The sequence below is a fragment of the Pseudomonas sp. SMV7 genome, from assembly GCF_052041995.1.
GTDB lineage: Bacteria > Pseudomonadota > Gammaproteobacteria > Pseudomonadales > Pseudomonadaceae > Aquipseudomonas.
The window spans coordinates 185,281-211,518 of the sequence record NZ_JBKGGT010000008.1 but is presented as its reverse complement, the minus strand read 5'-3'; the positions used below and the strand labels follow the sequence as shown (position 1 = coordinate 211,518).

General features: G+C 64.3%; 21 protein-coding genes and 1 pseudogene. 16 read left to right on the top strand and 6 right to left on the bottom strand.

Features of this window, described 5'->3' with window-relative positions; genetic code table 11:
- Window positions 1-2: 2 nt before the first annotated feature.
- From nuoE to nuoN, 10 genes are all read left to right on the top strand, one after another.
- Window positions 3-500, top strand: a complete 498-nt coding sequence (gene nuoE / locus ACLEJP_RS12735; RefSeq protein WP_003251433.1) for an NADH-quinone oxidoreductase subunit NuoE — start codon at window positions 3-5, stop codon at window positions 498-500.
- Entirely contained in the window at window positions 497-1,861 is a 1,365-nt protein-coding gene (gene nuoF / locus ACLEJP_RS12730; protein WP_440806859.1) for an NADH-quinone oxidoreductase subunit NuoF, read from the top strand. Before nuoE ends, nuoF begins: the two co-directional genes overlap by 4 nt.
- A 133-nt stretch (window positions 1,862-1,994) precedes the next feature.
- Window positions 1,995-4,709 carry an NADH-quinone oxidoreductase subunit NuoG gene (gene nuoG / locus ACLEJP_RS12725; protein ID WP_440806856.1) on the top strand — a complete coding sequence of 905 codons (2,715 nt, stop codon included), beginning with the start codon at window positions 1,995-1,997 and terminating at the stop codon, window positions 4,707-4,709.
- Window positions 4,706-5,713, top strand: a complete 1,008-nt coding sequence (nuoH, locus tag ACLEJP_RS12720; protein WP_186674746.1) for an NADH-quinone oxidoreductase subunit NuoH — start codon at window positions 4,706-4,708, stop codon at window positions 5,711-5,713. The genes nuoG and nuoH overlap by 4 nt, the downstream gene beginning before the upstream one ends.
- 11 nt (window positions 5,714-5,724) lie before the next feature.
- A complete protein-coding gene (gene nuoI / locus ACLEJP_RS12715; RefSeq protein ID WP_016488223.1) occupies window positions 5,725-6,273 on the top strand; it encodes an NADH-quinone oxidoreductase subunit NuoI in 549 nt (182 codons plus the stop codon).
- Window positions 6,274-6,283: 10 nt separating this feature from the next.
- A complete protein-coding gene (gene nuoJ, locus ACLEJP_RS12710) occupies window positions 6,284-6,784 on the top strand; it encodes an NADH-quinone oxidoreductase subunit J (protein ID WP_440806853.1) in 501 nt (166 codons plus the stop codon).
- A 3-nt stretch (window positions 6,785-6,787) separates the two neighbouring features.
- Window positions 6,788-7,096 (top strand): NADH-quinone oxidoreductase subunit NuoK, encoded by a 309-nt coding sequence (gene nuoK / locus ACLEJP_RS12705; RefSeq protein WP_008096201.1) that lies wholly within the window; start codon window positions 6,788-6,790, stop codon window positions 7,094-7,096.
- Window positions 7,093-8,946: an NADH-quinone oxidoreductase subunit L gene (nuoL, locus tag ACLEJP_RS12700; RefSeq protein WP_289133343.1), complete on the top strand. Its 1,854-nt coding sequence runs from the start codon at window positions 7,093-7,095 to the stop codon at window positions 8,944-8,946. The genes nuoK and nuoL overlap by 4 nt, the downstream gene beginning before the upstream one ends.
- Window positions 8,947-8,986: 40 nt before the next feature.
- On the top strand, window positions 8,987-10,519 hold the full coding sequence (gene nuoM / locus ACLEJP_RS12695) for an NADH-quinone oxidoreductase subunit M (RefSeq protein WP_170030746.1): 1,533 nt from the start codon (window positions 8,987-8,989) through the stop codon (window positions 10,517-10,519).
- A 7-nt stretch (window positions 10,520-10,526) separates the two neighbouring features.
- Entirely contained in the window at window positions 10,527-11,996 is a 1,470-nt protein-coding gene (gene nuoN, locus ACLEJP_RS12690; RefSeq protein WP_225778493.1) for an NADH-quinone oxidoreductase subunit NuoN, read from the top strand.
- 69 nt (window positions 11,997-12,065) lie between these two features.
- Here nuoN and ACLEJP_RS12685 read toward each other — a convergent pair.
- Window positions 12,066-12,227 (bottom strand): annotated as a pseudogene (locus ACLEJP_RS12685) (LuxR C-terminal-related transcriptional regulator); the annotation flags it as partial.
- 220 nt (window positions 12,228-12,447) lie between these two features.
- On the opposite strand from ACLEJP_RS12685, the gene ACLEJP_RS12680 reads away from it, so the two are divergent.
- Entirely contained in the window at window positions 12,448-14,508 is a 2,061-nt protein-coding gene (locus tag ACLEJP_RS12680) for a TonB-dependent receptor family protein (RefSeq protein ID WP_440806849.1), read from the top strand.
- Window positions 14,509-14,584: 76 nt separating this feature from the next.
- On the opposite strand, the gene ACLEJP_RS12675 is transcribed toward ACLEJP_RS12680, so the two are convergent.
- Window positions 14,585-15,145 carry an NADPH-dependent FMN reductase gene (locus tag ACLEJP_RS12675; RefSeq protein WP_225778500.1) on the bottom strand — a complete coding sequence of 187 codons (561 nt, stop codon included), beginning with the start codon at window positions 15,143-15,145 and terminating at the stop codon, window positions 14,585-14,587.
- 157 nt (window positions 15,146-15,302) lie between these two features.
- Between ACLEJP_RS12675 and ACLEJP_RS12670 the strand changes: the two genes are divergently transcribed.
- Entirely contained in the window at window positions 15,303-15,521 is a 219-nt protein-coding gene (locus ACLEJP_RS12670; protein ID WP_225778501.1) for a hypothetical protein, read from the top strand.
- Here ACLEJP_RS12670 and ACLEJP_RS12665 read toward each other — a convergent pair.
- The 4 genes from ACLEJP_RS12665 to ACLEJP_RS12650 all read right to left on the bottom strand — a co-directional run bounded on the left by ACLEJP_RS12665 (window position 15,505) and on the right by ACLEJP_RS12650 (window position 19,905).
- Window positions 15,505-17,754 carry an Orn/Lys/Arg decarboxylase N-terminal domain-containing protein gene (locus tag ACLEJP_RS12665; protein ID WP_440806882.1) on the bottom strand — a complete coding sequence of 750 codons (2,250 nt, stop codon included), beginning with the start codon at window positions 17,752-17,754 and terminating at the stop codon, window positions 15,505-15,507. The two genes, ACLEJP_RS12670 and ACLEJP_RS12665, sit on opposite strands and share 17 nt — an antisense overlap.
- 107 nt (window positions 17,755-17,861) lie before the next feature.
- The gene (dnaQ, locus tag ACLEJP_RS12660; protein WP_440806848.1) at window positions 17,862-18,620 is read right to left on the bottom strand and encodes a DNA polymerase III subunit epsilon; all 759 of its coding nucleotides are present in this window, start codon (window positions 18,618-18,620) and stop codon (window positions 17,862-17,864) included.
- 51 nt (window positions 18,621-18,671) lie between these two features.
- On the bottom strand, window positions 18,672-19,118 hold the full coding sequence (rnhA, locus tag ACLEJP_RS12655) for a ribonuclease HI (protein ID WP_186674758.1): 447 nt from the start codon (window positions 19,116-19,118) through the stop codon (window positions 18,672-18,674).
- A gap of 13 nt (window positions 19,119-19,131) precedes the next feature.
- Window positions 19,132-19,905, bottom strand: a complete 774-nt coding sequence (locus ACLEJP_RS12650; protein WP_440806847.1) for a class I SAM-dependent methyltransferase — start codon at window positions 19,903-19,905, stop codon at window positions 19,132-19,134.
- An 85-nt stretch (window positions 19,906-19,990) separates the two neighbouring features.
- Here ACLEJP_RS12650 and gloB point away from each other — a divergent pair, with 85 nt between their 5' ends.
- From gloB to ACLEJP_RS12630, 4 genes are all read left to right on the top strand, one after another.
- Complete coding sequence (gloB, locus tag ACLEJP_RS12645) at window positions 19,991-20,770, top strand: hydroxyacylglutathione hydrolase (protein WP_440806845.1); 780 nt, start codon at window positions 19,991-19,993, stop codon at window positions 20,768-20,770.
- Between the two features lie 100 nt (window positions 20,771-20,870).
- Window positions 20,871-22,301, top strand: coding sequence for a transglycosylase SLT domain-containing protein (locus ACLEJP_RS12640; protein ID WP_440806842.1), 1,431 nt, complete (start codon window positions 20,871-20,873; stop codon window positions 22,299-22,301).
- Window positions 22,302-22,576: 275 nt separating this feature from the next.
- A complete protein-coding gene (locus ACLEJP_RS12635) occupies window positions 22,577-24,406 on the top strand; it encodes an extracellular solute-binding protein (protein ID WP_440806840.1) in 1,830 nt (609 codons plus the stop codon).
- A complete protein-coding gene (locus ACLEJP_RS12630; RefSeq protein WP_440806837.1) occupies window positions 24,403-26,238 on the top strand; it encodes an extracellular solute-binding protein in 1,836 nt (611 codons plus the stop codon). Before ACLEJP_RS12635 ends, ACLEJP_RS12630 begins: the two co-directional genes overlap by 4 nt.

Below are 26,238 nucleotides of genomic sequence, written 5' to 3'. Positions count from 1 at the left end.
GCATGAACAGCACGCTTATCCAGACAGACCGTTTCGCCCTGAGCGAAACCGAGCGCTCGGCCATCGAGCACGAAATGCATCACTACGAGGACCCGCGCGCGGCGTCCATCGAAGCCCTGAAGATCGTCCAGAAGGAACGTGGCTGGGTACCGGACGGTGCCATCCACGCCATCGGCGAAGTACTGGGCATCCCGGCCAGCGACGTCGAGGGTGTGGCCACCTTCTACAGCCAGATCTTCCGTCAGCCGGTCGGCCGCCACATCATCCGCGTATGCGACAGCATGGTCTGCTACATCGGCGGCCATGAGTCGGTGGTCAGCCAGATCCAGAGCGAACTGGGCATCGGCCTCGGCCAGACCACCGCCGACGGCCGCTTCACCCTGCTGCCGGTGTGCTGCCTGGGCAACTGCGACAAGGCCCCGGCGCTGATGATCGACGACGACACCTTCGGTGACGTGCAGCCGGCTGGCGTTTCCAAACTGCTGGAGGGTTACGTATGACCATTACTTCCTTCGGCCCGGCCAACCGCATCGCGCGCACGGCCGAAACCCACCCGCTGACCTGGCGCCTGCGTGACGACGGCGAGCCGGTCTGGCTGGCCGAGTACGAGTCGAAGAACGGCTATGCCGCGGCGCGCAAGGCGCTGGCGCAGATGTCGGCCGACGACATCGTGCAGAGCGTCAAGGACTCCGGCCTCAAGGGCCGTGGCGGCGCAGGCTTCCCCACTGGCGTGAAGTGGGGCCTGATGCCCAAAGACGAATCCATGAACATCCGCTACCTGCTGTGCAACGCGGACGAAATGGAGCCGAACACCTGGAAGGACCGCATGCTGATGGAGCAACAGCCCCATCTGCTGGTCGAGGGCATGCTGATCAGCGCCCGCGCCCTGAAGGCCTACCGTGGCTACATCTTCCTGCGCGGCGAATACACCACCGCCGCCAAGCACCTCAACCGCGCCATCGAGGAAGCCAAGGCCGCCGGCCTGCTGGGCGAGAACATCCTCGGCAGCGGCTTCGATTTCGAGCTGTTCGTGCACACCGGTGCCGGCCGCTACATCTGCGGTGAAGAAACCGCGCTGATCAACTCGCTGGAAGGCCGCCGCGCCAACCCGCGCTCGAAGCCGCCCTTCCCTGCCGCCGTGGGCGTGTGGGGCAAGCCGACCTGCGTCAACAACGTCGAAACCCTGTGCAACGTGCCGGCCATCGTCGCCAACGGCAACGACTGGTACAAGTCGCTGGCCCGCGAAGGCAGCGAAGACCACGGCACCAAGCTGATGGGCTTCTCCGGCAAGGTGAAGAACCCGGGCCTGTGGGAACTGCCGTTCGGCGTCACCGCCCGCGAGCTGTTCGAAGACTACGCCGGCGGCATGCGCGACGGCTTCAAGCTCAAGTGCTGGCAGCCAGGCGGCGCTGGTACCGGCTTCCTGCTGCCCGAGCACCTCGACGCGCAGATGTACGCCGGCGGCATCGCCAAGGTCGGCACCCGCATGGGTACCGGCCTGGCCATGGCGGTGGACGACAGCATCAACATGGTTTCGCTGCTGCGCAACATGGAGGAGTTCTTCGCCCGCGAGTCGTGCGGCTGGTGCACGCCCTGCCGTGACGGCCTGCCGTGGAGCGTGAAGATGCTGCGCGCACTGGAAAAAGGCCAGGGCCGCGCCGAAGACATCGAGACGCTGCTGGGCCTGGTCAACTTCCTCGGCCCAGGCCGCACCTTCTGTGCTCACGCACCGGGTGCCGTCGAGCCGCTGGGCAGTGCCATCAAATACTTCCGGTCCGAGTTCGAGGCCGGTGTCGCGCCAGCATCTGCTGGTGACACCCTGCGCCCCAATTTGGCGAAGCCGATCGTGGTCGGCGCATAACAAGATGATTAGGCGAGTGGTCCGTGCCACTCGCCAGCTTGCCGACAGGCCCGATTCATTCGTGGCGTGTCGCAAGCTCACCGATTTCCATTAGCCACGCCCGCTCACGCGGGCCAACGAAGAACTTTGAACAATGGCCACTATCCACGTAGACGGCAAAGCGCTCGAAGTCAACGGTGCAGACAACCTGTTACAGGCCTGTCTGTCGCTCGGCCTCGACATCCCTTATTTCTGCTGGCACCCGGCGCTTGGTAGCGTTGGCGCCTGCCGGCAATGTGCGGTCAAGCAGTACACCGACGAGAACGACACCCGTGGTCGTATCGTCATGTCCTGCATGACCCCTGCCTCCGACGGCACCTGGATCTCCATCGACGATGAAGAGTCCAAGGCGTTCCGCGCCAGCGTCGTCGAATGGCTGATGACCAACCACCCGCACGACTGCCCGGTGTGCGAGGAAGGCGGTCACTGCCACCTGCAGGACATGACGGTAATGACCGGCCACAACGAGCGCCGCTACCGTTTCACCAAGCGTACCCACCAGAACCAGGACCTCGGCCCGTTCATCGCCCATGAGATGAACCGCTGCATCGCCTGCTACCGCTGCGTGCGCTACTACAAGGACTATGCCGGTGGTACCGACCTGGGCGTATACGGCGCCCACGACAACGTGTACTTCGGCCGCGTCGAAGACGGCGTGCTGGAAAGCGAATTCTCCGGCAACCTGACCGAGGTCTGCCCGACCGGCGTGTTCACCGACAAGACCCACTCCGAGCGCTACAACCGCAAGTGGGACATGCAGTTCGCCCCGAGCATCTGCCACGGCTGCTCCAGCGGCTGCAACATCAGCCCGGGCGAGCGCTACGGCGAACTGCGCCGGGTGGAAAACCGCTTCAACGGTTCGGTCAACCAGTACTTCCTGTGCGACCGTGGCCGCTTCGGCTACGGCTACGTCAACCGCAAGGATCGCCCACGCCAGCCGCAACTGGCCGACGGCACCAAGCTGAGCCTGGACGCCGCCCTGGACAAGGCCGCCGACCTGCTGCGCGGGCGTACCATCGTCGGTATCGGCTCGCCGCGCGCCAGCCTGGAAAGCAACTACGGCCTGCGTGAGCTGGTCGGCGCCGAGTACTTCTACTCGGGTATGGAAGCCGGCGAACTGGCCCGCGTGCGCCTGGCCCTGGACGTGCTGAACAACAGCCCGCTGCCAGTGCCGACCCTGCGCGACATCGAAGACCACGACGCCGTGTTCGTGCTCGGCGAAGACCTGACCCAGACCGCTGCCCGCGTCGCCCTGGCCGTGCGCCAGGCCACCAAGGGCAAGGCCGAGGCCATGGCCGAAGCGATGAAGGTGCAGCCGTGGCTCGACGCGGCGGTGAAGAATATCGGCCAGCACGCGCTGTACCCGCTGTTCATCGCTTCGCTGGCGGAAACCAAGCTGGACGACGTCGCCGAAGAATGCGTGCACGCCGCCCCGGCCGACCTGGCCCGCATCGGTTTCGCCGTGGCCCACGCCATCGACCCGAGCGCGCCTGCCGTGGCTGGCCTGGACGCCGAAGCGCAAGCACTGGCCCAGCGCATCGCCGACGCCCTGGTCGCTGCCCAGCGCCCACTGGTAGTCGCCGGTACCTCGCTGGCCGACCCGGCGCTGATCGAAGCCGCCGCCAACATCGCCAAGGCCCTGAAGCTGCGTGAGAAGAACGGTTCGCTGAGCCTGGTGGTGCCTGAAGCCAACAGCCTGGGCATGGCCATGCTCGGTGGCGAGTCCGTCGACGCTGCGCTGGATGCCGTCATCAGCGGCACGGCCGACGCCATCGTGGTGCTGGAAAACGACCTGTACACCCGCGTGCCAGCGGCCAAGGTCGACGCAGCCCTGGCCGCGGCCAAGGTGGTGATCGTTGCCGACCACTCGAAAACCGCGACCGTCGACCGCGCGCACCTGGTGCTGCCGGCCGCCTCGTTCGCCGAAGGCGACGGTACCCTGGTCAGCCAGGAAGGCCGTGCCCAGCGCTTCTTCCAGGTGTTCGACCCGCAGTACCTGGACAGCAGCATCCTGGTTCACGAAGGCTGGCGCTGGATGCACGCCCTGCGTGCCACCCTGCTGAACAAGCCGGTCGACTGGACCCAGCTCGACCACGTCACCAGCGCCTGCGCCGAAGCCGCCCCGCAACTGGCTGGCATCGTCAACGCCGCGCCATCTGCCGCGTTCCGCATCAAGGGCCTGAAGCTGGCCCGCGAACCGCTGCGTTATTCCGGCCGTACCGCCATGCGCGCCAACATCAGCGTGCACGAGCCACGTACCCCGCAGGACAAGGACACCGCGTTCGCCTTCTCCATGGAAGGCTACTCGGGCTCCGCCGAACCGCGCCAGCAGGTGCCGTTCGCCTGGTCGCCGGGCTGGAACTCGCCGCAGGCCTGGAACAAGTTCCAGGACGAGGTCGGTGGCCACCTGCGCGCCGGTGACCCGGGCGTGCGCCTGATCGAATCGCAAGGCGACCGCCTGAACTGGTTCACCCGCATTCCGGGGGCCTTCAACCCGGCCCGTGGCACCTGGACCGCGGTGCCGTTCTTCCACCTGTTCGGCAGCGAAGAAAGCTCCTCGCGCGCCGCCCCGGTGCAAGAACGCATCCCGGCTGCCTATGTCGCCCTGGCCAAGTCCGAAGCCGACCGCCTGGGCGTCAACGACGGCGCCCTGCTGAGCCTGACGGTCGGCGGTGTGGCGCTGCGCCTGCCGCTGCGCATCAATGAACAGCTGGGCGCTGGCCTGGTCGCATTGCCGAAAGGCCTGGCCGGCATTCCGCCAGCCATCTTCGGTGCATCCGTCGAAGGTCTGCAGGAGGCGGCACAATGAGCTGGTTCACCCCCGAAGTGATCGATGTGATCCTCTCCGTGCTGCGGGCCATCGTGGTCCTGCTGGCGGTGGTGGTCTGCGGTGCGCTGCTCAGCTTCGTCGAGCGTCGCCTGCTGGGCTGGTGGCAGGACCGTTACGGTCCGAACCGCGTCGGCCCGTTCGGCATGTTCCAGATCGCTGCCGACATGCTGAAGATGTTCTTCAAGGAAGACTGGAACCCACCCTTCGTCGACCGCGTGATCTTCACCCTGGCACCGGTGGTGGCCATGAGCGCCCTGCTGATCGCCTTCGTGGTCATCCCGATCACCCCGACCTGGGGCGTCGCCGACCTCAACATCGGCCTGCTGTTCTTCTTCGCCATGGCCGGTCTGTCGGTGTACGCGGTGCTGTTCGCCGGCTGGTCGTCGAACAACAAGTACGCCCTGCTGGGCAGCTTGCGTGCCTCGGCCCAGACCGTGTCGTACGAAGTGTTCCTGGGCCTGGCGCTGATGGGCGTGGTGGTGCAGGTGGGCTCGTTCAACATGCGCGACATCGTCGACTACCAGGCACAGAACCTGTGGTTCATCATTCCGCAGTTCTTCGGCTTCTGCACCTTCTTCATCGCTGGCGTCGCCGTGACTCACCGTCACCCGTTCGACCAGCCGGAAGCGGAACAGGAACTGGCCGACGGCTACCACATCGAGTATGCCGGCATGAAATGGGGCATGTTCTTCGTCGGTGAGTACATCGGCATCATCCTCATCTCGGCACTGCTGGTGACCCTGTTCTTCGGCGGCTGGCACGGCCCGTTCGGCATCCTGCCGCAGCTGTCGTTCCTGTGGTTCGCGCTGAAGACCGCATTCTTCATCATGCTGTTCATCCTGCTGCGCGCCTCGATCCCGCGCCCACGCTATGACCAGGTGATGGACTTCAGCTGGAAGTTCTGCCTGCCGCTGACCCTGATCAATTTGCTGGTGACCGCTGCGCTCGTGCTCTACAACGCGCCAGCCGTCGCGGCCCAGTGAGGATTTGACCCATGTTCAAGTATATCGGCGACATCGTTAAGGGCACCGGCACCCAGCTGCGCAGCCTGGCCATGGTGTTCTCCCACGGGTTCCGCAAGCGCGATACCCTGCAGTACCCCGAAGAACCCGTGTACCTGCCGCCGCGCTACCGCGGCCGCATCGTCCTCACCCGCGACCCCGATGGCGAGGAGCGCTGCGTGGCGTGCAACCTCTGCGCGGTGGCCTGCCCGGTCGGCTGCATCTCGCTGCAGAAGGCCGAGACCGAGGACGGCCGCTGGTACCCGGAATTCTTCCGCATCAACTTCTCGCGCTGCATCTTCTGCGGCCTGTGTGAAGAAGCGTGCCCGACCACCGCGATCCAGCTGACTCCGGATTTCGAAATGGCCGAGTTCAAGCGTCAGGACCTGGTGTACGAGAAAGAAGACCTGCTGATTTCCGGCCCCGGCAAGAACCCTGACTACAACTTCTACCGTGTTGCGGGTATGGCGATCGCTGGCAAGCCGAAAGGCGCTGCACAGAACGAAGCCGAGCCGATCAACGTGAAGAGCTTGCTCCCATAAGGACAGAAAGATGGAATTCGCTTTCTACTTCGCATCCGGGATCGCCGTGCTCTCCACCCTTCGGGTGGTGACCGGTACCAACCCCGTGCACGCCTTGCTTTACCTGATCATTTCGCTGATTTCCGTGGCCATGATCTTCTTCGCCCTGGGTGCGCCGTTCGCCGGCGCCCTGGAAGTGATCGCCTACGCCGGCGCCATCATGGTGCTGTTCGTGTTCGTGGTGATGATGCTCAACCTCGGGCCGGCTTCGGTCGCCCAGGAACGCGGCTGGCTCAAGCCGGGCATCTGGGCCGGGCCGGTGATCCTCGCCGCCCTGCTGCTGCTGGAGCTGCTGTACGTGCTGTTCGTCGCCCCGAGCGGCGCCGCCATCAGCGGTACCAGCGTGGGCCCGAAAGCCGTGGGCATCAGCCTGTTCGGCCCGTACCTGCTGGTGGTCGAACTGGCTTCGATGCTGCTGCTGGCGGCAGCCGTCACCGCCTTCCACCTGGGCCGCAACGAGGCGAAGGAGTAAATCATGGGTGCTATCCCTCTCGAGCATGGTCTGGCGGTCGCCGGCATCCTGTTCTGCTTAGGTCTGGTTGGCCTGATGGTCCGCCGCAACATCCTCTTCGTGCTCATGAGCCTGGAAGTCATGATGAACGCCTCTGCGCTGGCGTTCATCGTCGCCGGTGCCCGTTGGGTCCAGCCCGACGGCCAGGTGATGTTCATTCTGGTGATCAGCCTGGCAGCCGCCGAGGCCAGTATTGGCCTGGCCATCCTGCTGCAGCTGTATCGCCGCTTCCACACTCTCGACATCGATGCTGCCAGTGAGATGCGCGGATGAACCTTCTCTTCCTGACTTTCGTCTTCCCCCTCCTCGGCTTCCTGCTGCTGTCGTTCTCGCGCGGGCGCTTCTCGGAGAACCTGTCGGCCCTGATCGGCGTCGGCTCGGTGGGCCTGTCGGCCGCCGTGGCGGCCTACGTCATCTGGCAATTCAACGTTGCCCCGCCGGAAGGCGGCGCATACAGCCAGCTGCTGTGGCAGTGGATGTCGGTGGACGGCTTCGCGCCGAGCTTCACCCTCTACCTGGATGGCCTGTCGGTGACCATGCTCGGCGTGGTCACCGGTGTCGGCTTCCTGATCCACCTGTTCGCGTCCTGGTACATGCGTGGTGAAGCCGGTTACTCGCGCTTCTTCTCATACACCAACCTGTTCATCGCCAGCATGCTGTTCCTGGTCCTCGGCGATAACCTGCTGTTCATCTACTTCGGCTGGGAAGGCGTGGGCCTGTGCTCGTACCTGTTGATCGGTTTCTACTACAGCAATCGCAACAACGGTAACGCGGCACTCAAGGCGTTCATCGTCACCCGCATCGGCGACGTGTTCATGGCCATCGGCCTGTTCATCCTGTTCGCCCAGCTGGGTACCCTGAACGTGCAGCAGCTGCTGGTGCTGGCACCGCAGAAGTTCCAGGCTGGCGACACCTGGATGGTCCTGGCCACGCTGATGCTGCTGGGTGGTGCGGTCGGTAAATCGGCGCAGCTGCCACTGCAGACCTGGCTGGCCGACGCGATGGCCGGCCCGACTCCGGTCTCCGCACTGATCCACGCGGCAACCATGGTGACCGCGGGCGTGTACCTGATCGCCCGCACCAACGGCCTGTTCCTGCTGGCGCCGGACATCCTGCACCTGGTTGGCGTGGTCGGTGGCGTGACCCTGGTACTGGCCGGCTTCGCCGCGCTGGTGCAGACCGACATCAAGCGTATCCTCGCCTACTCGACCATGAGCCAGATCGGCTACATGTTCCTCGCCCTGGGCGTGGGTGCCTGGGACGCGGCGATCTTCCACCTGATGACCCACGCCTTCTTCAAGGCCCTGCTGTTCCTGGCTTCCGGTGCGGTGATCGTTGCCTGCCACCACGAGCAGGACATCTTCAAGATGGGCGGCCTGTGGAAGAAACTGCCGCTGGCCTACGCCAGCTTCGTGGTCGGTGGCGCTGCCCTGGCCGCCCTGCCGATCGTGACCGTGGGCTTCTACTCCAAGGACGAGATCCTCTGGGAAGCCTTCGCCAGCGGCAACACCGGCCTGCTGTATGCCGGCCTGGTCGGCGCGTTCATGACCTCGCTGTACACCTTCCGCCTGATCTTCATCGCCTTCCACGGCGAAGCCAAGACCGAAGCCCACGCGGGCCACGGCATCAGCCACTGGCTGCCGCTGGGCGTGCTGATCGTGCTGTCGACCTTCGTCGGCGCCTGGATCACCCCGCCGCTGGCAGGCGTGCTGCCGGAAAGCGCCGGCCACGCCGGTGGCGAAGCCAAGCACGCGCTGGAGATCACCTCGGGTGCCATTGCCATCGCCGGTATCCTGCTGTCGGCCCTGCTGTTCCTGGGCAAGCGCCGCTTCGTCAGCGCCGTGGCCAACAGTGGCATCGGCCGTGTCCTGTCGGCCTGGTGGTTCGCTGCCTGGGGCTTCGACTGGATCTACGACAAGCTCTTCGTCAAACCGTACCTGTTGATCAGCCATATCCTTCGCAAGGACCCGGTTGACCGCACCATCGGCCTGATTCCTCGGATGGCGCGTGGCGGCCACGTCGCCATGAGCAAGACCGAGACTGGCCAGCTGCGCTGGTACACCGCCTCTATCGCCGTGGGTGCCGTGCTGGTGCTCGGTGCCGTGGTAGTGGCTGCGGTATGACTATGAATCTTGCGACTTTGCCAAAGGAAACCAACCCGTCATGATTTTGCCTTGGCTGATCCTGATCCCCTTCATCGGCGGCTTCCTGTGCTGGCTGGGTGAGCGCTTCGGCGCCACCCTGCCGCGCTGGATCGCGCTGCTGACCATGTCCCTGCTGCTCGGCATCGGCCTGTGGCTGTGGGCCAACGGCGACTACACCCTCGCCCCTGCTCCTGGCGCCGAGCCGGCCTGGGCCCTGGAATACAAAGTCCAGTGGATCCAGCGCTTCGGCATCAGCATCCACCTGGCCCTCGACGGCCTGTCGCTGCTGATGATCCTGCTCACCGGCCTGCTCGGTGTGCTGTCGGTACTGTGCTCCTGGAAAGAAATCCAGCGCCACGTCGGCTTCTTCCACCTCAACCTGATGTGGATCCTCGGCGGCGTGGTCGGTGTGTTCCTGGCCCTGGACCTGTTCCTGTTCTTCTTCTTCTGGGAAATGATGCTGGTGCCGATGTACTTCCTCATCGCGCTCTGGGGTCACAGCTCGGCAGACGGCAAGAAGACCCGGATCTACGCGGCGACCAAGTTCTTCATCTTCACCCAGGCCAGCGGCCTGATCATGCTGGTGGCGATCCTCGGCCTGGTGCTGGTCAACTACACCAACACCGGGGTGATCACCTTCAACTACAGCGACCTGCTGAAAGCCGAACTGCCAGCCGGTACCGAGTACCTGCTGATGCTGGGCTTCTTCATCGCCTTCGCGGTGAAACTGCCGGTGGTGCCGTTCCACTCCTGGCTGCCTGACGCTCACGCCCAGGCGCCGACCGCAGGTTCCGTGGACCTCGCCGGTATCTTGCTGAAGACTGCGGCCTACGGCCTGCTGCGCTTCGCCCTGCCGCTGTTCCCGAATGCCTCGGCCGAGTTCGCGCCGATCGCCATGACCCTGGGCCTGATCGGTATCTTCTACGGCGCCTTCCTGGCCTTCGCGCAAACCGACATCAAGCGCCTGGTCGCGTTCTCCAGCGTCTCGCACATGGGCTTCGTGCTGATCGGTATCTACTCCGGCAGCCAGCAGGCGCTGCAAGGCGCGGTGATCCAGATGCTGGCCCACGGCCTGTCGGCTGCCGCGCTGTTCATCCTGGCCGGCCAGCTGTACGAGCGCCTGCACACCCGTGACATGCGCGAAATGGGCGGCCTGTGGCACCGCATCGCCTACCTGCCGGCCATCAGCCTGTTCTTCGCCGCCGCCTCCCTGGGCCTGCCCGGCACCGGCAACTTCGTCGGCGAATTCCTGATCCTGATCGGCAGCTTCGCCAGCGTGCCGTGGATCACCGTGATCGCCACCACTGGCCTGGTGTTCGGTTCGGTGTACTCGCTGATCATGATCCACCGCGCCTACTTCGGCCCGGCCAAGGCCGACAGCGTGCTGGCCGGCATGGACGGTCGCGAGCTGATCATGGTCCTGGGTCTGGCAGTACTGCTGATCCTGCTGGGCGTGTATCCGCAGCCGTTCCTCGACACCTCTGCCGCCACCATGAGTGGTGTGCAGCAGTGGCTCGGTTCCGCTTTCACTCAACTCGCTTCGGCCCGGTAAGAGCGCTATGGAATTCACCACTCAACACTTCATCGCATTGGCGCCGATGCTGATCACCACCATCACCACGGTGGTGGTGATGCTGGCGATCGCCTGGAAGCGCAACCACTCGCAGACCTTCCTGCTGTCCACCGTGGGCCTCAACCTGGCCCTGCTGTCGATCCTGCCGGCGCTGAAGGTTGCGCCGCTGGCGGTCACCTCGCTGGTGACCATCGACAAGTTCGCCTGCCTGTACATGGCGATCATGCTGGTGGCCACGCTGGCTTGCGTCACCCTCGCCCACGCCTACCTCGGCGAAGGCGCCAAGGGCTTCCCGGGCAACCGCGAAGAACTCTACCTGCTGTTGCTGATGTCGGCCCTCGGCGGCCTGGTGCTGGTCAGCGCCAACCACCTGGCCGGGTTGTTCATCGGCCTCGAGCTGCTGTCGGTACCGGTCTACGGCCTGGTGGCGTATGCCTTCTTCAACAAGCGCTCGCTCGAGGCCGGCATCAAGTACATGGTGCTTTCGGCCGCCGGCTCGGCGTTCCTGCTGTTCGGCATGGCCCTGCTGTATGCCGACGCCGGCAGCCTGAGCTTCGACCAGATCGGCAAGGCCCTGGCTGCCACCAGCATGCCAAGCCTGCTGGCCCAGCTGGGCCTGGCCATGATGCTGGTCGGCCTGGCCTTCAAGCTGTCGCTGGTACCGTTCCACCTGTGGACCCCGGACGTCTACGAAGGCGCCCCGGCGCCGGTCGCCGCGTTCCTGGCCACTGCCAGCAAGGTGGCGGTGTTCGCCGTGGTGGTACGCCTGTTCATGCTCTCCCCTGCGGCCAGCAGCGGCGTGCTGAGCACCGTGCTTGCGGTGATTGCCGTGGCCTCGATCCTGATTGGTAACCTGCTGGCACTGACCCAGAGCAACCTCAAGCGCCTGCTCGGTTATTCGTCCATCGCCCACTTCGGCTACCTGGTCATCGCCCTGGTGGCCAGCAAAGGCCTGGCCCTGGAAGCCATGGGCGTGTACCTGGTCACCTACGTGATCACCAGCCTCGGCGCGTTCGGTGTCATCACCCTGATGTCGTCGCCTTATGGCGGCCGTGACGCCGATGCGCTGTACGAGTACCGCGGCCTGTTCTGGCGCCGTCCGTACCTGACCGCAGTCCTGACCGTGATGATGTTGTCGCTGGCCGGTATCCCGCTGACTGCCGGCTTCATCGGCAAGTTCTACATCATCGCCACCGGCGTCGAGTCGCACCTGTGGTGGCTGGTCGGTGCGCTGGTGATCGGTAGCGCCATCGGTGTCTACTACTACCTGCGCGTCATGGTCACCCTGTACCTGGTCGAGCCGAACCTGCGTCGCCACGACGCCCCGCTGAAGTGGGAACAGCGCACCGGCGGCGTCATGCTGCTGGCCATCGCCATTCTCGCCTTCGTGCTTGGCGTGTACCCGCAGCCGCTGCTGGAAATGGTCCAGCAGGCGGGCCTGCAACTGATCGGCTGATTACCCCGGCAAAACAAGACACCCCGCTGATGCGGGGTGTTTTTTTATCTGCCTTGCCTGTTCTGCAGGTATTGTCAGGTTCACCGTCGATTCCATGCACGCCAGGATCTGGCCAATCTCCCAGGAACTTTTGCCGTAGGCACATCACAACAGGACTTGCTGTTCACGTGGCGTCAGGCGAACCGGGGCGTCCGCCAAAGGTTGCTGCGCGCATCGAGGGTTGTCATTCATGTTTGAACTCCGCAGGTGATTGAGTCAGGCATCGCTGCCGGTCTGCCGCCACCTTACGAAGCGCGTGCCGTGCGGCTCTACTACTGCGGTTTGTAGAGAACTTTCGTACAACCACTCCTGATGAAACCAGCAGCAAATTTGCCGGATTCCTTCGTGCTTTATTCGCGATTTCGCTCGTCTCAACGCCGTTGTCCTTTGCCCTGTCGCCTGGAGTCGTACAATGCGTTGCGTTTTGCCCCTATCGTCCTGCCTTGGCCTGCTGGCCGCCTTGGCCGCCAACCAGGCTGCGGCGGCCTCCTCGGTCGAACTGGGCCAGGTGCTGATCACGGACGAGGAGCAGAATGACCTGGGCGCAGCCCGCGAACGCCTGCGCGAGGTGCCTGGGGCGACCAATCTGGTGGACATGCAGCGTGCAGGACAAGGCCGGGTCGCAAGCAACCAGGACGTGCTCGCCTACCAGCCCGGGGTATTCGCCCAATCGGCTGGCAACGATGGCATCAAGCTGTCGATCCGCGGCTCGGGCATCAACCGCGCCCCAGGGGCCCATGGCTCCGGGGTCTACACGCTGTTCGACGGCCTGCCCCTGACCGGTCCGGGCGGTACGCCGTACGAACTGTTCGAGCCGCTGTGGCTGAGCCGTGCCGAAGTGCTGCGTGGTGCCAATGGCTTTGACCAGGGCGCGCTGGCCCTGGGCGGAGCACTCAACTACATCACCCACACCGGCTACGACGCGGCGCCGCTGCAGGTGCGCTACGAAGTCGGCAGCCGTGGCTATCAGCACCGCCAGGTGAGTTCGGGCCAGGTACTGGGCAACTTCGACTATTACCTGGCGCTGACCGATTCGGAGTATGACGGCTACCAGGCGCACAGCAGCGGCAGTGCGAAAGGCGTTGCCGCCAACTTCGGCTACCGCTTCAACCCTGACCTGGAAACCCGCTTCTACCTGCGTTATCGGGAAACCGAGAACGAACTGGCCGGGCGCCTGACCAAGGAGCAGATCAAGCACCACCCCCGCGCTGCCAACCCGAACTACCTGGCCCGCGACGACAGCCGCCCTCAGCCGGGCAGCACCTGGCTGGGCAACAAGACCACCTTCTACCTCGACGACGATGCACGCCTGGAAGCCGGCCTGGTCTACCACGACTACCCGATGGACCTGCGCGAAGGCCCGATGCGCCTGAAGGTGGCCTACACCGATGTCAGTGGCACCTTGAATTACTTCCGCCGTGACACCCTGATGGGCCACGACAGCAAGACCACCGTTGGCTGGCGCACCACCAAGCACCTGCCCAACAGCGGCGCCTCGCAATTCGAACGGACGGGTGACGTGTTCGGCAAGCGTACCCGCGACTTCACCTACCAGGGTTCGGACACCGTGCTGCATGCCGGCAATGCCCTGGAACTGGTGCCGGACCTGTGGCTGACCACTGGCCTGGCGCTGATCTACACTCGCCGCGAAAGTGCGGTCACCTACCCTGCCGAAGGCGGCAAGGTAAGCCTGCATGACTGGGACTATGCACCTCGCCTGGGGCTGCGCTATGACATCCACCCGGACCTGCAGGTGTACGGCAACCTGAGCCGCTCGGTCGAACCGCCACATCCCTGGGCGCTGATCTGGAGCGCGCCGACTGCCTACCAACCGATCGAAATGCAGAACCAGACAGCCACCACGCTGGAGCTGGGCGCGCGCGGCGATTCGGCAATAGGCCATTGGGACCTGGCCTGGTACTACGCGCAGGTGCGACATGAACTGCTGGCCGTGGAAATCCTGCAGGGCGCTCCGGCGAAGGAATTCAATGCCAGCGCCACCGTGCACCAGGGGGTGGAGGCAGGCCTCGACAGCACGCTATGGGAACGCGCCGGGGCTGGCAGGCTCAGCTTGCGCCAGGCCTACACCTTCAGTGACTTCCACTACCGCGACGACGACCAGTTCGGCGACAACCGCCTGCCCGGCATCCCGATGCACTACTACCAGGCCGAGCTGCGCCATGACTGGCCCAGCGGGTTCTACGCGGCGGTCAACACGCAGATGGCATCGAAGGTGCAAGTCGACTATGCCAACAGCTACCACGCCGACGCCTATGCCTTGCTCGGCGCGCGCCTCGGCTGGAATTCACCGAAACAGGACTGGCAGACCTGGCTTGACCTGCGCAACCTGACCAACAAGCGCTATGCGGCAACGGTGACACCCGGCTACAACGACGCGGGCAAGGACGTGGCCCGCTCGACACCGGGCGAAGGGTTCGCCGTGTATGCCGGGGTTTCCTACAGCTTCCGCTGAAGCGCTGCACACAGCTGGCCTGGTGTCGCGAAAGGGCTGCTGCGCAGCCTTCGCGACACCAGGCCGCTCAAGGCGGTCAAACCGCCCTGTTCAACTTCACCCACGAAGCGAACTTGTCGATGAACCCCTGCAGGAACGGCCGGGTCTTGTCGTTGAGCTTGCCGGCCTCGTCGAACAGGCTCGCCGCACCGCCAATGTAGGCTTCGGGCATCTGCATGCATGGCATGTCCAGGAATACCAGCGACTGCCGCACGGCATGGTTGGCACCAAAGCCACCAATGGCTCCCGGCGATACACTGACCACCGCCGTCGGCTTGCCACTCCAGGCGCTTTGCCCGTAGGGCCGCGAGCCGACATCGATGGCATTCTTCAGGCAGCCCGGCACCGAACGGTTGTACTCCGGGGTGACGAACAGCACTGCATCGCTGCGGCGGATCTCATCGCGAAAACGCTTCCACGATTGCGGCGGCGCATCGGCCTCGACATCCTCGTTGTACAGCGGCAAGTCGCCGATCTCGACGATCTTCAGGGCCAGGCTGGACGGCGCCAGCTCCGAGAGTGCGCGGGCAACCTTGCGATTGTAGGAGTCCTTGCGCAAGCTACCGACGACGACTGCTACCGAATACACCTGGGTCATGGCAATTTCCAACCTTTGCTGGGTAAAGGGACGTTGTAGTTATAGATGACCGTTGTTCGCCACTTTGGTTTTTTTTCCGGCGGGCGAAAACTTCCGAGGCGGTTCCACGGTCTATCCGTTCAGACATTCCCTACGAAATTCAGAGGTTTTCCCACAAATGGCAGCAGTAATGGTCGGCCAATTTCACGCCCGTGACGCCGAAGGCCGCATCTACCCCGTGCACGAGTTTCAGGAGTCGACCCTGCAAGTGGACGGCAGCACGCTGGGCGCGCCCATCACCACTTACCGCCTGGCCATCGGCGACAAGGTCAACCACCTGGGTGAAAACCGCTTCGAACTGGCCCGCAGCGGCGTCGAGCTCATTCGCATTCCTTGATGCAATCCACCGTGTAGCGGCCACTTTCGCTCTGCAGGCCATGCACGTCGGCGAGAAAGCCTGGGAAGCCCTGGTTGAACGCCCTGGCAAAGGCCAGGTAGTCGAGTATCGAGCGGGTCGCTTCGGTGAACCGTTCCCCCGGCATGATCAATGGGATGCCCGGCGGGTACGGCACCAGCATCACCGCCGCCACCCGCCCCGACAGCGCCTCGATCGGCACCGCCTCCACTTCGCCACGCACCATCTGGTCATAGGCACTGGCCGGGCTCATGGCGACCTCCGGCAAGCAGGTGAACAGCCGCTTCAGTTGCTTGGCGGTGGCATTGCTGCGGTAGCAGCCATGCAACTGGTCGCACAGCTCGCGCAAGCCCATGCCCTGGTAGCGGGACGCATCGGCAGCCATTACGCTGGGCAGGCAGTCGTTCAGCGCTGTGTTGCCGTCATAGTGGCGCTTGAACTCCAGCAACTCGGTAAGCAACGTGCTCCACTTGCCCTTGGTAATGCCCATGGAGAACAGCACCAGGAAGCTGTACAAGCCGGTCTTTTCCACCACCAGCCCGCGCTCCCAGAGGAACTTGCTGACCACCGCCGCCGGGATGCCATGTTCGCCCAGCGCACCGCCCGCACTCAGGCCGGGCATTACCAGCGTCACTTTCAGCGGGTCGAGCAGCACGTAGTCATCCGCCACTTCCGTGAAACCGTGCCACTCGGCGCCCGGCTGCAGTAGCCAGTCCTGCGCGGCCAGGCGATGGATGCCTTCGGTGCCCGGCGGCTGCCAGATGCTGAACCACCAGTCGTCTGCGGCAATGTGCTCGCGCAGGTTGGCCAGGGCGCGGCGGAAACTCAGGGCCTCGTCGAACATTTCTTGCAGCAGTGAATGCCCGGCCGGGCCTTCCATCATGGTCGAGGCCACGTCCAGCGAGGCGAGGATGCTGTACTGCGGCGAGGTCGAAATGTGCATCATGAACGCTTCGTTGAAGCGGTCCCGGTCCAGTTGGCGCCTGGCCCCGTCCTGCACGTGAATCATCGAGGCCTGGCTGAACGCGGCCAATAGCTTGTGGGTGGAATGGGTGCTGAACACCAGCGGGCTGTCTGCCGCACAGGCCGTGCCCATGGCGTAGCGCCCGGTAAAGAAGCCGTGGAACGCCGCGTAGGCGAACCAGGCCTCGTCGAAGTGCAGCACCTCGACACTGGCGCCGAGGGTCTGCTTGATCAGCCCGGCGTGGTAGCACAGGCCGTCATAGGTGGAGTTGGTCACCACTGCCAGCTTGATGCGCTGCCCGCGGTCGCGCGCGAGCGGGTTGGCCTGTATCTTCGCCTGGATCGACGCGGGGCTGAATTCACTGAGCGGGATCGGCCCGATGATCCCCAGTTCGTTGCGTTCGGGGCACAGGTACAGGGGGATGGCGCCGGTCATGATGATCGCATGCACCACCGACTTGTGGCAGTTGCGGTCCACCAGTACCAGGTCGTCACGGCCAACCATGGCGTGCCAGACGATCTTGTTGGCGGTGGAGGTGCCATTGATGACGAAGAAGGTGTGGTCGGCGCCGAAGTTGCGCGCCGCCCTGGCCTCGGCCGCGGCCAGGGGACCGGTGTGGTCGAGCAGCGAGCCCAGTTCCGGCACCGAAACCGACAGGTCCGAGCGCAGGGTATTCTCCCCGAAGAACTGATGGAAAGCCTGGCCCACCGGGCTTTTACGGTAGGCCACACCGCCACCGTGGCCCGGCGTGTGCCAGGAATAGTTGGATTGCGCGGTGTGCTGCACCAGGGCCTTGAAGAACGGCGGCAACAGGCCATCGAGGTAAGTGTGCGCGGCACGGGCGACCTGGCGCGCGAGAAACGGCACGGTGTCTTCGAACAGGTAGAGGATGCCACGCAGCTGGTTCAGCTCGCTCATGGCTTCGGCAGGGGCATTTTCCAGGGTGACCTGCTCGCCCAGGGCGAAAATCGGCAGGTTGGGCGCACGCAGCCGAGCCAGGCGGATCAGCTCGGCCATGTTCTGCAGCAAGTGGGTATTCTCGGCGACACCTTCGGCGGCGATCAGCATGCAGGCCAGGCCGTGGTGGGTGGTGGCGACCAGGCGCGCTTCGGCGTGGTCGGCGGCCTTGATGACGGTAAAGCCGTCCTGGCTCAGCTCCTCGGCGATACCGCGCACACGCTCGCCGGCAACGCTGTCGGCCTTGATGGCACGGTGGACGATGAGGATGGGGAACTTGAGGTCCTTGTACATCAGGTGGCTACCTCCGAAGGACATGGAGTCCCAATGAGGTTAGCTGCAGGAACGGCCTCGTGTCGCGAAAGGGCCGCAACGCGGCCGCAACACCTCGCGGCAGGCTATCAACCGGCAGGCGTCTCGGTCAGCACCTGCCACATCGCGGGCCCACCAGCCGACTTGGCAATCGCCGCCAGGCGCTCGGCATGCGCCTCCAGCTCCTCGGCATTGGCCATGATCACCCGCCCCGGTGCACGCCCGACAATCCGGCGGATCTCGCTGCCAGCCGCCGCCTGGCCGTCATCCCCGGCGTCGGCACCGTGGCCTGCCAGCGACAGGCTGGTCTGGCCACCGGTCATCGCCAGGTAGACGTCAGCCAGCAGTTCCGAGTCGAGCAGTGCGCCGTGCAGTTCACGGCCCGAGTTGTCGATGTCGTAGCGTTTGCACAGCGCATCGAGGCTGTTGCGCTGCCCCGGATGGCGCGCGCGCGCCAGCAGCAGGGTGTCGAGGACGGTGCAGTGCTGCGAGATGTCGGCGCGGTCGTGCTGGCCCAGCAGGGCGAACTCGTTGTTGATGAAGCCAACGTCGAACGCCGCGTTGTGGATGACCAGCGTAGCGCCCTGGATGAATTCGAAGAATTCCTCGGCGACATCGGCAAAGCGTGGCTTGCCGACCAGGAAGGCATCGGTGATACCGTGGACGTTGATGGCGCCCTCGTCACTCTCGCGGTCCGGCTGCAGGTAGACATGGAAGTGCCGCCCGGTCAGGCGCCGACCGATCACCTCGACACAGCCGATCTCGATGATCCGGTGGCCTTCGCTGACCGGCATACCCGTGGTTTCGGTATCGAGAATGACAAACCGCTTATCTTGCTGCTGCTCCACGCGGGGCGCTCCAACTTGCATCAGTCACAAAGGTGGCGATTGTACCCCAGCTCAGCGCTGCGCGCGCACCTCATCGACCCCACGGTTGGCGAGCTGGTCGGCGCGTTCGTTGCCGGGGTGGCCGATATGCCCGCGTACCCATTTCCAGGTCACCTTGTGGCGGTTGACCTGCTGATCCAGCAGTTGCCACAAGTCGGCGTTCTTCACCGGTTCCTTGCTTGCGGTCTTCCAGCCGCGCTTCTTCCAGTTGACCATCCATTCGTTGATGCCCTTCATCACGTACTGCGAGTCGGTGGTCAGCACCACCTCGCATTCGCGCTTGAGCGCCATCAGCCCCTGGATCGCCGCCATCAGTTCCATGCGGTTGTTGGTGGTTTCGCGTTCGCCGCCCCACAGTTCCTTCTCGACGCCCTTGTAGATCATAAGGACCCCCCAGCCGCCCGGGCCGGGGTTGCCCTTGCAGGCACCATCGGTAAACATCTCGACGCTTTCGCTCATGTACCACTCATGTTCAGTGCTTTTCAGTGTCCGGATTGACCGCCGTGCGGTTGACCTTGGCCAGCGGCAGCGGCAGCAGCTTGCCCATCGGTTCGCGACGTTCCGGGCGCAGCGGCCGCAGGCCTACCACCATCTTGCGCGCAACCAGCAGGTAGACGCCGCCACCGGAGCCCTGCCAGCCCCCGGCCAGGCGTTCCCAACCCGCCAGGCGCTGTTGCCAGGCGGCAGAGGCGAGCGGCGGACGATAGCACCCGAAGCGGCGTTTCTCCAGCGCGAAGCCCAGCAGGTTGAGCCAGTCACCCACCCGCGAAGGAGAGATGCAGCGGGCCTTGCGCAAGGCGCCATGGCTGAACAGATGGCGCACGCCCCAACCGCTCCATGGGTTGATGCCGATAATCAACAGGTGCCCGCCAGGGCGCACCGCGCTGGCGGCCTCGCGCAGCAAACCGTGGGGTGACAGGCTGAAATCCAGGCCATGCTGCAGCACCACCACGTCGGCGGCGTGCTCGCTCAGCGGCCAGGCCTGTTCTTCACAGACGATCTCCACCCCTGGCAGCGGCGCGCCCAGGCGCACGTTGCGCTGCACCTGCGGGGCGCTGGGTGGCGGCTCGGCGCACGGCCCATAGTGAACAAGGTAACCGCCGAAGAAGCGCCCGAGCTCTTCTTCCAGCAGTTTTTCCTCCTCCTTGAGCATCAGCTGGCCGAGTGGGCCGTTGAACCACTCACGGGCCAGGCTGATCAGCTTGACCCAGTCCGGGTCGGCCTGGGCAAAGGCTTGGTCGGTCATTGCGCTCTCCCTCGAAGGTTCTCGCACCGCGCCATCGCGGCTAAGATGCCCTCATGTGCCACGCTAGGCGAATCGGATCCGCACCATGATACAGATCGATGCTCTCCCCGCTTTCTCCGACAACTACATCTGGTTGTTACAGGATACTGCCAAACGCCGCTGCGCGGTGGTCGATCCGGGAGATGCCGGCCCAGTGGAAGGCTGGCTGTCGGCGCACCCGGGCTGGGTGCTGAGCGACATTCTCGTCACCCACCATCACCATGACCACGTCGGCGGCGTGGAACGGCTCAAGCAACTGACCGGGGCGCGGGTGTGCGGCCCGGCCCGGGAACGCATTCCGTGCCGTGACCTGGCGCTGGACGATGGCGACCAGGTGAGCGTGCTGGATGTGACCTTCCAGGTGCTGGCCGTGCCCGGTCACACCCTAGGCCATATCGCCTTCTTCAGCGACCAGCCGGCAACCCCCGTGCTGTTCAGTGGCGACACCCTGTTCGCCGCCGGTTGCGGACGCATGTTCGAAGGCACCCCCGAGCAGATGCAGCCGGCCCTGGCCCGCCTGGCGGCGCTGCCTGCGCACACCGAGGTGTACTGCGCCCATGAATACACCTTGAGCAACCTGCGTTTCGCCCAGGCGGTGGAACCTGGCAACCTGCATGTTCAGCAGCGGTTCGCGGACGTTACCCGCTTGCGTGCCGACAATTGCATCACCTTGCCATCAACGATCGGCCTGGAACGCCTGACGAATCCCTTCCTGCGCACCTCTGAAACATTAGTTAAACAAAAAGCAGACGAATGGAAGGGACATTCAAACCCCTCGCATGTCGCTGTTTTTGCTGCCTTGAGGTCTTGGAAGGACACCTTCTGATAACGCCAAGATATATCGCAAGCGAGGCTCAACGGTTGACCCGGCCCGGAGCGGTTTCTAGAATCGCCGAAATTTTTCGCCCGGAAACCTGTGTCAGCCGATGTCTTCACGTAGCCGCAGAACCTCTCATTCCGTCGCCCTGACGCGCCTGGCCCAAATCAGTGCGCTGGCCCTGGCCGCCACCCTGGTGGGCTGCCAGAGCACCCGTCAGCTCGACGAATCCGATAGCGTTCGCGCGCACAACTACCAGGCACGGATCAAGCACAAGCCGTCACCGTTGCAGGTCAAGCCGGCCGAGCAGCCGCCGCAGGACGTGTGGGAACGCATGCGCCAGGGTTTTGCCCTGCAGGACAACATCGACGTCAACCCACGCATCGAGCAGCAGCGCCTGTGGTTCGCCAGCAACCCGAGCTTCATCGAAACCGCTGGCGAGCGCGGCAGCCTCTACCTGCACTACATCGTCGAGCGCCTTGAAGAGCGCGACATGCCGCTGGAACTGGCCCTGCTGCCAGCCATCGAAAGTGCCTACAACCCGATGGCCTACTCGCGCGCCCACGCCGCGGGCATGTGGCAGTTCATCCCGTCGACCGGTCGCCACTTCAACCTGCGCCAGACCAACTTCTACGATGGCCGTCGCGACGTGACCGCCTCGACCAACGCTGCGCTGGACTACCTCAGCCGCCTGCACGACATGTTCAACGGTGACTGGCTGCTGGCCCTGGCCGCCTACAACGCCGGCGAAGGCACAGTCAGCCGCGCCATCGAACGCAATGAACGGCTCGGCCTGCCGACCGACTACTGGAACCTGCCGCTGCCCCAGGAAACCCGCGACTACGTGCCCAAGCTGCTGGCCCTGTCGCAGGTGGTGCTGACGCCGGAAGCCTATGGCGTGAACCTGAGCCCGATCGCCAACGAACCCTACTTCGAGGCGGTGGTCATCAACGACCGCCTCGACCTGTCGCGCGTGGCAGCCTTCGCCAACATCGACGAAGACGAACTGATCCAGCTCAACCCGGCGTACAAGAAACGCATGACCGTGGACGGCCCGCAGCAACTGCTGGTGCCAACGGCAAAGGCGCAACTGTTGAGCGACAGCCTGTCCAACCTCAAGCCCGAGCAACTGGTCAGCCTGCAGCCGAACAAGGCCGTGTTTGCCCGTGCCGTCGCGGAAGCCCAGGCACCGGTGGCGGCGCGCAGCTACCGGGTCAAACGTGGCGACAACCTGGGCAGCATTGCCAAGGCCAACCGCGTTTCGGTCAAGGACATCAAGCGCTGGAACCGGCTCTCTGGCAACAGCGTACGCGCTGGCCAGGTCCTGGCCTTGCGCGGGGGCGATGCACCCAGCGCGGCTGCCAACCGGGTAGCGGCATCCGGCAAGCGTTCCACCCAGTACAAGGTGCGCAAGGGCGACTCGCTGTACCTGGTGGCCAAGCGCTTCAACGTTGAAATGCAACATCTCAAGCGCTGGAACCCGCGTAGCGGTCACGCCCTGAAGCCAGGCCAGACCCTGACCGTCTACCTCTCGCATTGACCTCGATAGAAACAACGCAGTCCTTGTAGGAGCGGCCTTGTGTCGCGAAAGGGCTGCGGCCGCAGCCCCAGCTTCTTGCAGTGAATGCCGCTATTGCCGGAGCTGCTGTGCAGGCCTTGCGCGACACGAGACAGCTCCTACAGCTACCGCGCCCCCCTGTTACACATAAGCAGGGACGCCTGCCCTCCTCTCCTGCAAAACCTCTCTTTTTCCAACCCCAGCAAGCTGTTACTGTACCCCGATCAAAGCCCAACGCCTCTGGATCGGATGCCGACTTGATACGTCCCCTCCTGCTGTCACTCAGCCTGGCCTTGAGCTTTCCCGCAGCCGCGATGGTGAGCGAAAGCCACGGATACGCGCAGTTCGGCACGCTCAAGTACCCAGCCACATTCACCCATTTCGACTGGGTCAACCCGCATGCGCCCAAGGGTGGCACCTTGCGCGCCATGGCTTTCGGTACCTTCGACACGCTCAACCCGTACACCTTCAAAGGGTCGAGCCCGGTTACCACGCCCAACTTCCAGCAATATGGCATCAGCGAGCTGAACGAGCCGCTGATGGTCGGCACCGGCCAGTACGACCCGTCCGGCGACGAGCCGACCTCCAGCTATGGCCTGATCGCGCGCTCGGTGGAGTACAGCGAGGACCGCAGCTGGGTGGTATTCAACCTGCGCCCGGAAGCCCGCTGGCATGATGGCAAGCCGATCACCTCGGCAGATGTGGCGTTCTCCTACCGCACGTTGCTCAAGGACGGCCACCCGATCTACCGCACCAACCTGCAGGAAGTGCAGCGGGTGGATATCCTCGGCCCGCTGCGCATCCGCTTCGTGTTCAAGCGCGCCGGCAACCCGCTGCTGATCCTGCGCCTGGGCGAGATGCCGGTGCTGCCCAGGCATTACTGGCAGAACCGCGACTTCAAGGCCACCACCTTCGAGCCGCCGCTGGGCAGTGGCCCGTACCGCATCACCGAGGTCCAGCCCGGGCGCCGGCTGGTATTCGAGCGGGTGAAGAACTACTGGGGCAAGGACCTGGCGGTGAACCGTGGCAAGTACAACTTCAACCGCGTCGAATATGAGTTCTATCGCGATGCCACGGTGGCCTTCGAAGCGTTCAAGGCCGGCGAATTCGACATCTATATCGAACACCAAGCGAAAAACTGGGCCAACGGTTACAACTTCCCGGCCGTGCGCCGTGGCGAGGTGATCAAGGCGCAGATCCCGCACCGCATTCCGACCCAGACCCAGGGCCTGTTCATGAACAGCCGGCGGGCGACCTTCAGCGACCCACGGGTACGCCAGGCACTGGGATTGATGCTCGACTTCGAGTGGACCAACCGCGCGCTGTTCAGCGGCGCCTACCGCCGCTCGACCAGTTACTACCCCAACAGCGATTTCACCGCCAGCGGCCTGCCCACCGGCAAGGAGTGGCTGCTGCTGGCACCGTTTCGCGACCAGTTGCCGGCCAGGCTGTTCAGCGAACCGTACAAGGTCAGCCAGACCGATGGCCGCGGCATCGGCCGCCAGACCCTGCGCCAGGCGCTCGGCTTGCTTGCCGAAGCCGGCTGGAAGCTCGATGGCCAGCGCCTGGTCAACAGCAAGGGCCAGCAACTGCGCATGGAGCTGCTGTTGGTCAACCCCAACCTTGAACGCATCCTGCAGCCTTATGTGGAAAACCTGGCCAGCATCGGCATCGATGCACACTTGCGTACCGTCGACCGTGCCCAGTACAAACAGCGCCTGGACCAGTTCGATTTCGACATGATCCTGATGACCCTGAACCAGACCCTGAGCCCTGGCCTTGAACAGTGGCTGTACTTCCACTCCAGCCAAGCCACGACCAAGGGCAGCAAGAACTATGCTGGGGTCAGGGACCCGGTGGTCGACCACCTGCTCGACGCCCTGCTCGCCGCCCGCACCCGCGATGACCAGGTGGCTGCCGCCCGCGCCCTGGACCGCGTGCTCTCATGGCAGTACTACATGATCCCCAACTGGTACCTCGACAATCATCGCCTGGCCTACCGCAACCGGTTCGCCTTCGTCACCACGCCGCCCTACACCCTCGGGCTGAACAGCTGGTGGATCAAGACTTCGGAGAAAGCCCAATGATGCCAACGCACCGACTGCGCCAGCTGGCCGGCAGCCTGTTGCTTGCCTGCCTGAGCCTTCCCGCCCTGGCCGCACCGCAACACGCACTCACCCTGTATGACGAGCCCCCCAAATACCCGGCCGACTTCAAGCACTTCGACTACGTCAACCCCGACGCCCCCAAGGGCGGCACCTTCCGCCAGTCCAGCTTCGGCGGCTTCGACAGCCTCAACCCGTTCATCAACAAGGGCGTATCGGCCGAGAACATCAGCATCATCTACGACACCCTGATGCGCCAGAGCCAGGACGAGCCGTTCACCGAATACGGCCTGGTGGCCGGCAAGATCGAGAAGGCCCCGGACAATAGCTGGGTGCGCTTCTACCTGCGCCCGGAAGCACGCTTCCACGACGGCCACCCGATGCGCGCCGACGACGTGGTATTCACCTTCAATGCCCTGATCAAGGACGGTGCGCCGCTGTACCGCCAGTATTATTCCGACGTTGCCGAAGTGGTCGCCGAAGACCCGCTGAAGGTGCTGTTCCGCTTCAAGCACAAGAACAACCGTGAGCTGCCGCTGATTCTTGGCCAGTTGCCGGTACTGCCCAGGCACTGGTACGAAAACCGCGAATTCGACCGCGGCAACCTGGAAATCCCGCTGGGCAGCGGCCCGTACAAGGTCGCCGAAGTGAAGGCCGGGCGCTCGGTACGCTACGAGCGGGTCAAGGATTACTGGGCCAAGGACCTGCCGATCAACCGCGGCTTCTACAACTTCGATGTGATGACCTTCGATTCCTACCGCGACACCACAGTCGCCCTCGAAGCCTTGAAGGCGGGGGCGTTCGACTATGCGCTGGAAGTCAGCGCGAAAAACTGGGCCACCGCCTACAACGTACCGGCCGTGCGCGAGGGGCGCCTGATCAAGGAAGAGCTGCCCAACGGTAACCCCACCGGCATGCAGGGCTTCATCTTCAACATTCGCCGCCCGGTGTTCCAGGACATCCGCGTGCGTCAGGCACTGAGCCTGCTGCTGGACTACGAGTGGACCAACAAGCAGCTGTTCAACGGTGCCTACACCCGGACCGGCAGCTACTTCGAAAACTCGGAAATGGCCGCCCGCGGCCTGCCCAGCCCCAGCGAGCTGAAAATCCTCGAACCGCTGCGCGGCAAAGTGCCCGAACAGGTGTTCAGCGAGGCCTTCCACAACCCGGTCAGCGACGGCAGCGGGATGATCCGCGAACAGCAGCGCCAGGCCTACAAGCTGCTGCAGGAAGCCGGCTGGAAAATCGTCGACGACAAGATGGTCGACGCCCAGGGCAAGCCGGTGAGCATCGAGTTCCTGCTGGCACAGACCGAGTTCGAGCGCATCCTGTTGCCGTTCAAGCGCAACCTCGCCGACCTCGGTATCGAGCTGAATATCCGCCGGGTCGACGTGTCGCAGTACATCACCCGCCTGCGTTCACGCGACTACGACATGATCGTCGGCGGCTACCCGCAGTCCAACTCGCCAGGCAACGAGCAGCGCGAGTTCTGGTCCAGCGCCGCCGCCGACAACCCCGGCAGCCGCAACTTCATTGGCCTGCGCGACCCGGCCATCGACCAGCTGGTGGAACAATTGATCAACGCCGATTCACGCCAGAGCCTGATCGACCACTGCCGCGCCCTCGACCGCGTGTTGCTGTGGGGCTACTACGTGATCCCCAACTGGCACATCAAGACCTGGCGCGTGGCCTACTGGAACCACATCGGCCACCCCAAGGTATCGCCCAAGTACGACATCGGCATCGACACCTGGTGGATCAAGCCCGGCGTGACGCCGGCGGTCGGCGCCACCGCTGCGGACGAGGCCAACTGA

What these genes read in the sequence shown, in the direction of transcription:
- nuoE (WP_003251433.1), top strand. Translation starts at nt 3, where the DNA reads ATGAACAGCACGCTTATCCAGACAGACCGTTTCGCCCTGAGCGAAACC.
- nuoF (WP_440806859.1), top strand. Translation starts at nt 497, where the DNA reads ATGACCATTACTTCCTTCGGCCCGGCCAACCGCATCGCGCGCACGGCC.
- nuoG (WP_440806856.1), top strand. Translation starts at nt 1,995, where the DNA reads ATGGCCACTATCCACGTAGACGGCAAAGCGCTCGAAGTCAACGGTGCA.
- nuoH (WP_186674746.1), top strand. Translation starts at nt 4,706, where the DNA reads ATGAGCTGGTTCACCCCCGAAGTGATCGATGTGATCCTCTCCGTGCTG.
- nuoI (WP_016488223.1), top strand. Translation starts at nt 5,725, where the DNA reads ATGTTCAAGTATATCGGCGACATCGTTAAGGGCACCGGCACCCAGCTG.
- nuoJ (WP_440806853.1), top strand. Translation starts at nt 6,284, where the DNA reads ATGGAATTCGCTTTCTACTTCGCATCCGGGATCGCCGTGCTCTCCACC.
- nuoK (WP_008096201.1), top strand. Translation starts at nt 6,788, where the DNA reads ATGGGTGCTATCCCTCTCGAGCATGGTCTGGCGGTCGCCGGCATCCTG.
- nuoL (WP_289133343.1), top strand. Translation starts at nt 7,093, where the DNA reads ATGAACCTTCTCTTCCTGACTTTCGTCTTCCCCCTCCTCGGCTTCCTG.
- nuoM (WP_170030746.1), top strand. Translation starts at nt 8,987, where the DNA reads ATGATTTTGCCTTGGCTGATCCTGATCCCCTTCATCGGCGGCTTCCTG.
- nuoN (WP_225778493.1), top strand. Translation starts at nt 10,527, where the DNA reads ATGGAATTCACCACTCAACACTTCATCGCATTGGCGCCGATGCTGATC.
- ACLEJP_RS12680 (WP_440806849.1), top strand. Translation starts at nt 12,448, where the DNA reads ATGCGTTGCGTTTTGCCCCTATCGTCCTGCCTTGGCCTGCTGGCCGCC.
- ACLEJP_RS12675 (WP_225778500.1), bottom strand. Translation starts at nt 15,145, where the DNA reads ATGACCCAGGTGTATTCGGTAGCAGTCGTCGTCGGTAGCTTGCGCAAG.
- ACLEJP_RS12670 (WP_225778501.1), top strand. Translation starts at nt 15,303, where the DNA reads ATGGCAGCAGTAATGGTCGGCCAATTTCACGCCCGTGACGCCGAAGGC.
- ACLEJP_RS12665 (WP_440806882.1), bottom strand. Translation starts at nt 17,754, where the DNA reads ATGTACAAGGACCTCAAGTTCCCCATCCTCATCGTCCACCGTGCCATC.
- rnhA (WP_186674758.1), bottom strand. Translation starts at nt 19,118, where the DNA reads ATGAGCGAAAGCGTCGAGATGTTTACCGATGGTGCCTGCAAGGGCAAC.
- ACLEJP_RS12650 (WP_440806847.1), bottom strand. Translation starts at nt 19,905, where the DNA reads ATGACCGACCAAGCCTTTGCCCAGGCCGACCCGGACTGGGTCAAGCTG.
- gloB (WP_440806845.1), top strand. Translation starts at nt 19,991, where the DNA reads ATGATACAGATCGATGCTCTCCCCGCTTTCTCCGACAACTACATCTGG.
- ACLEJP_RS12640 (WP_440806842.1), top strand. Translation starts at nt 20,871, where the DNA reads ATGTCTTCACGTAGCCGCAGAACCTCTCATTCCGTCGCCCTGACGCGC.
- ACLEJP_RS12630 (WP_440806837.1), top strand. Translation starts at nt 24,403, where the DNA reads ATGATGCCAACGCACCGACTGCGCCAGCTGGCCGGCAGCCTGTTGCTT.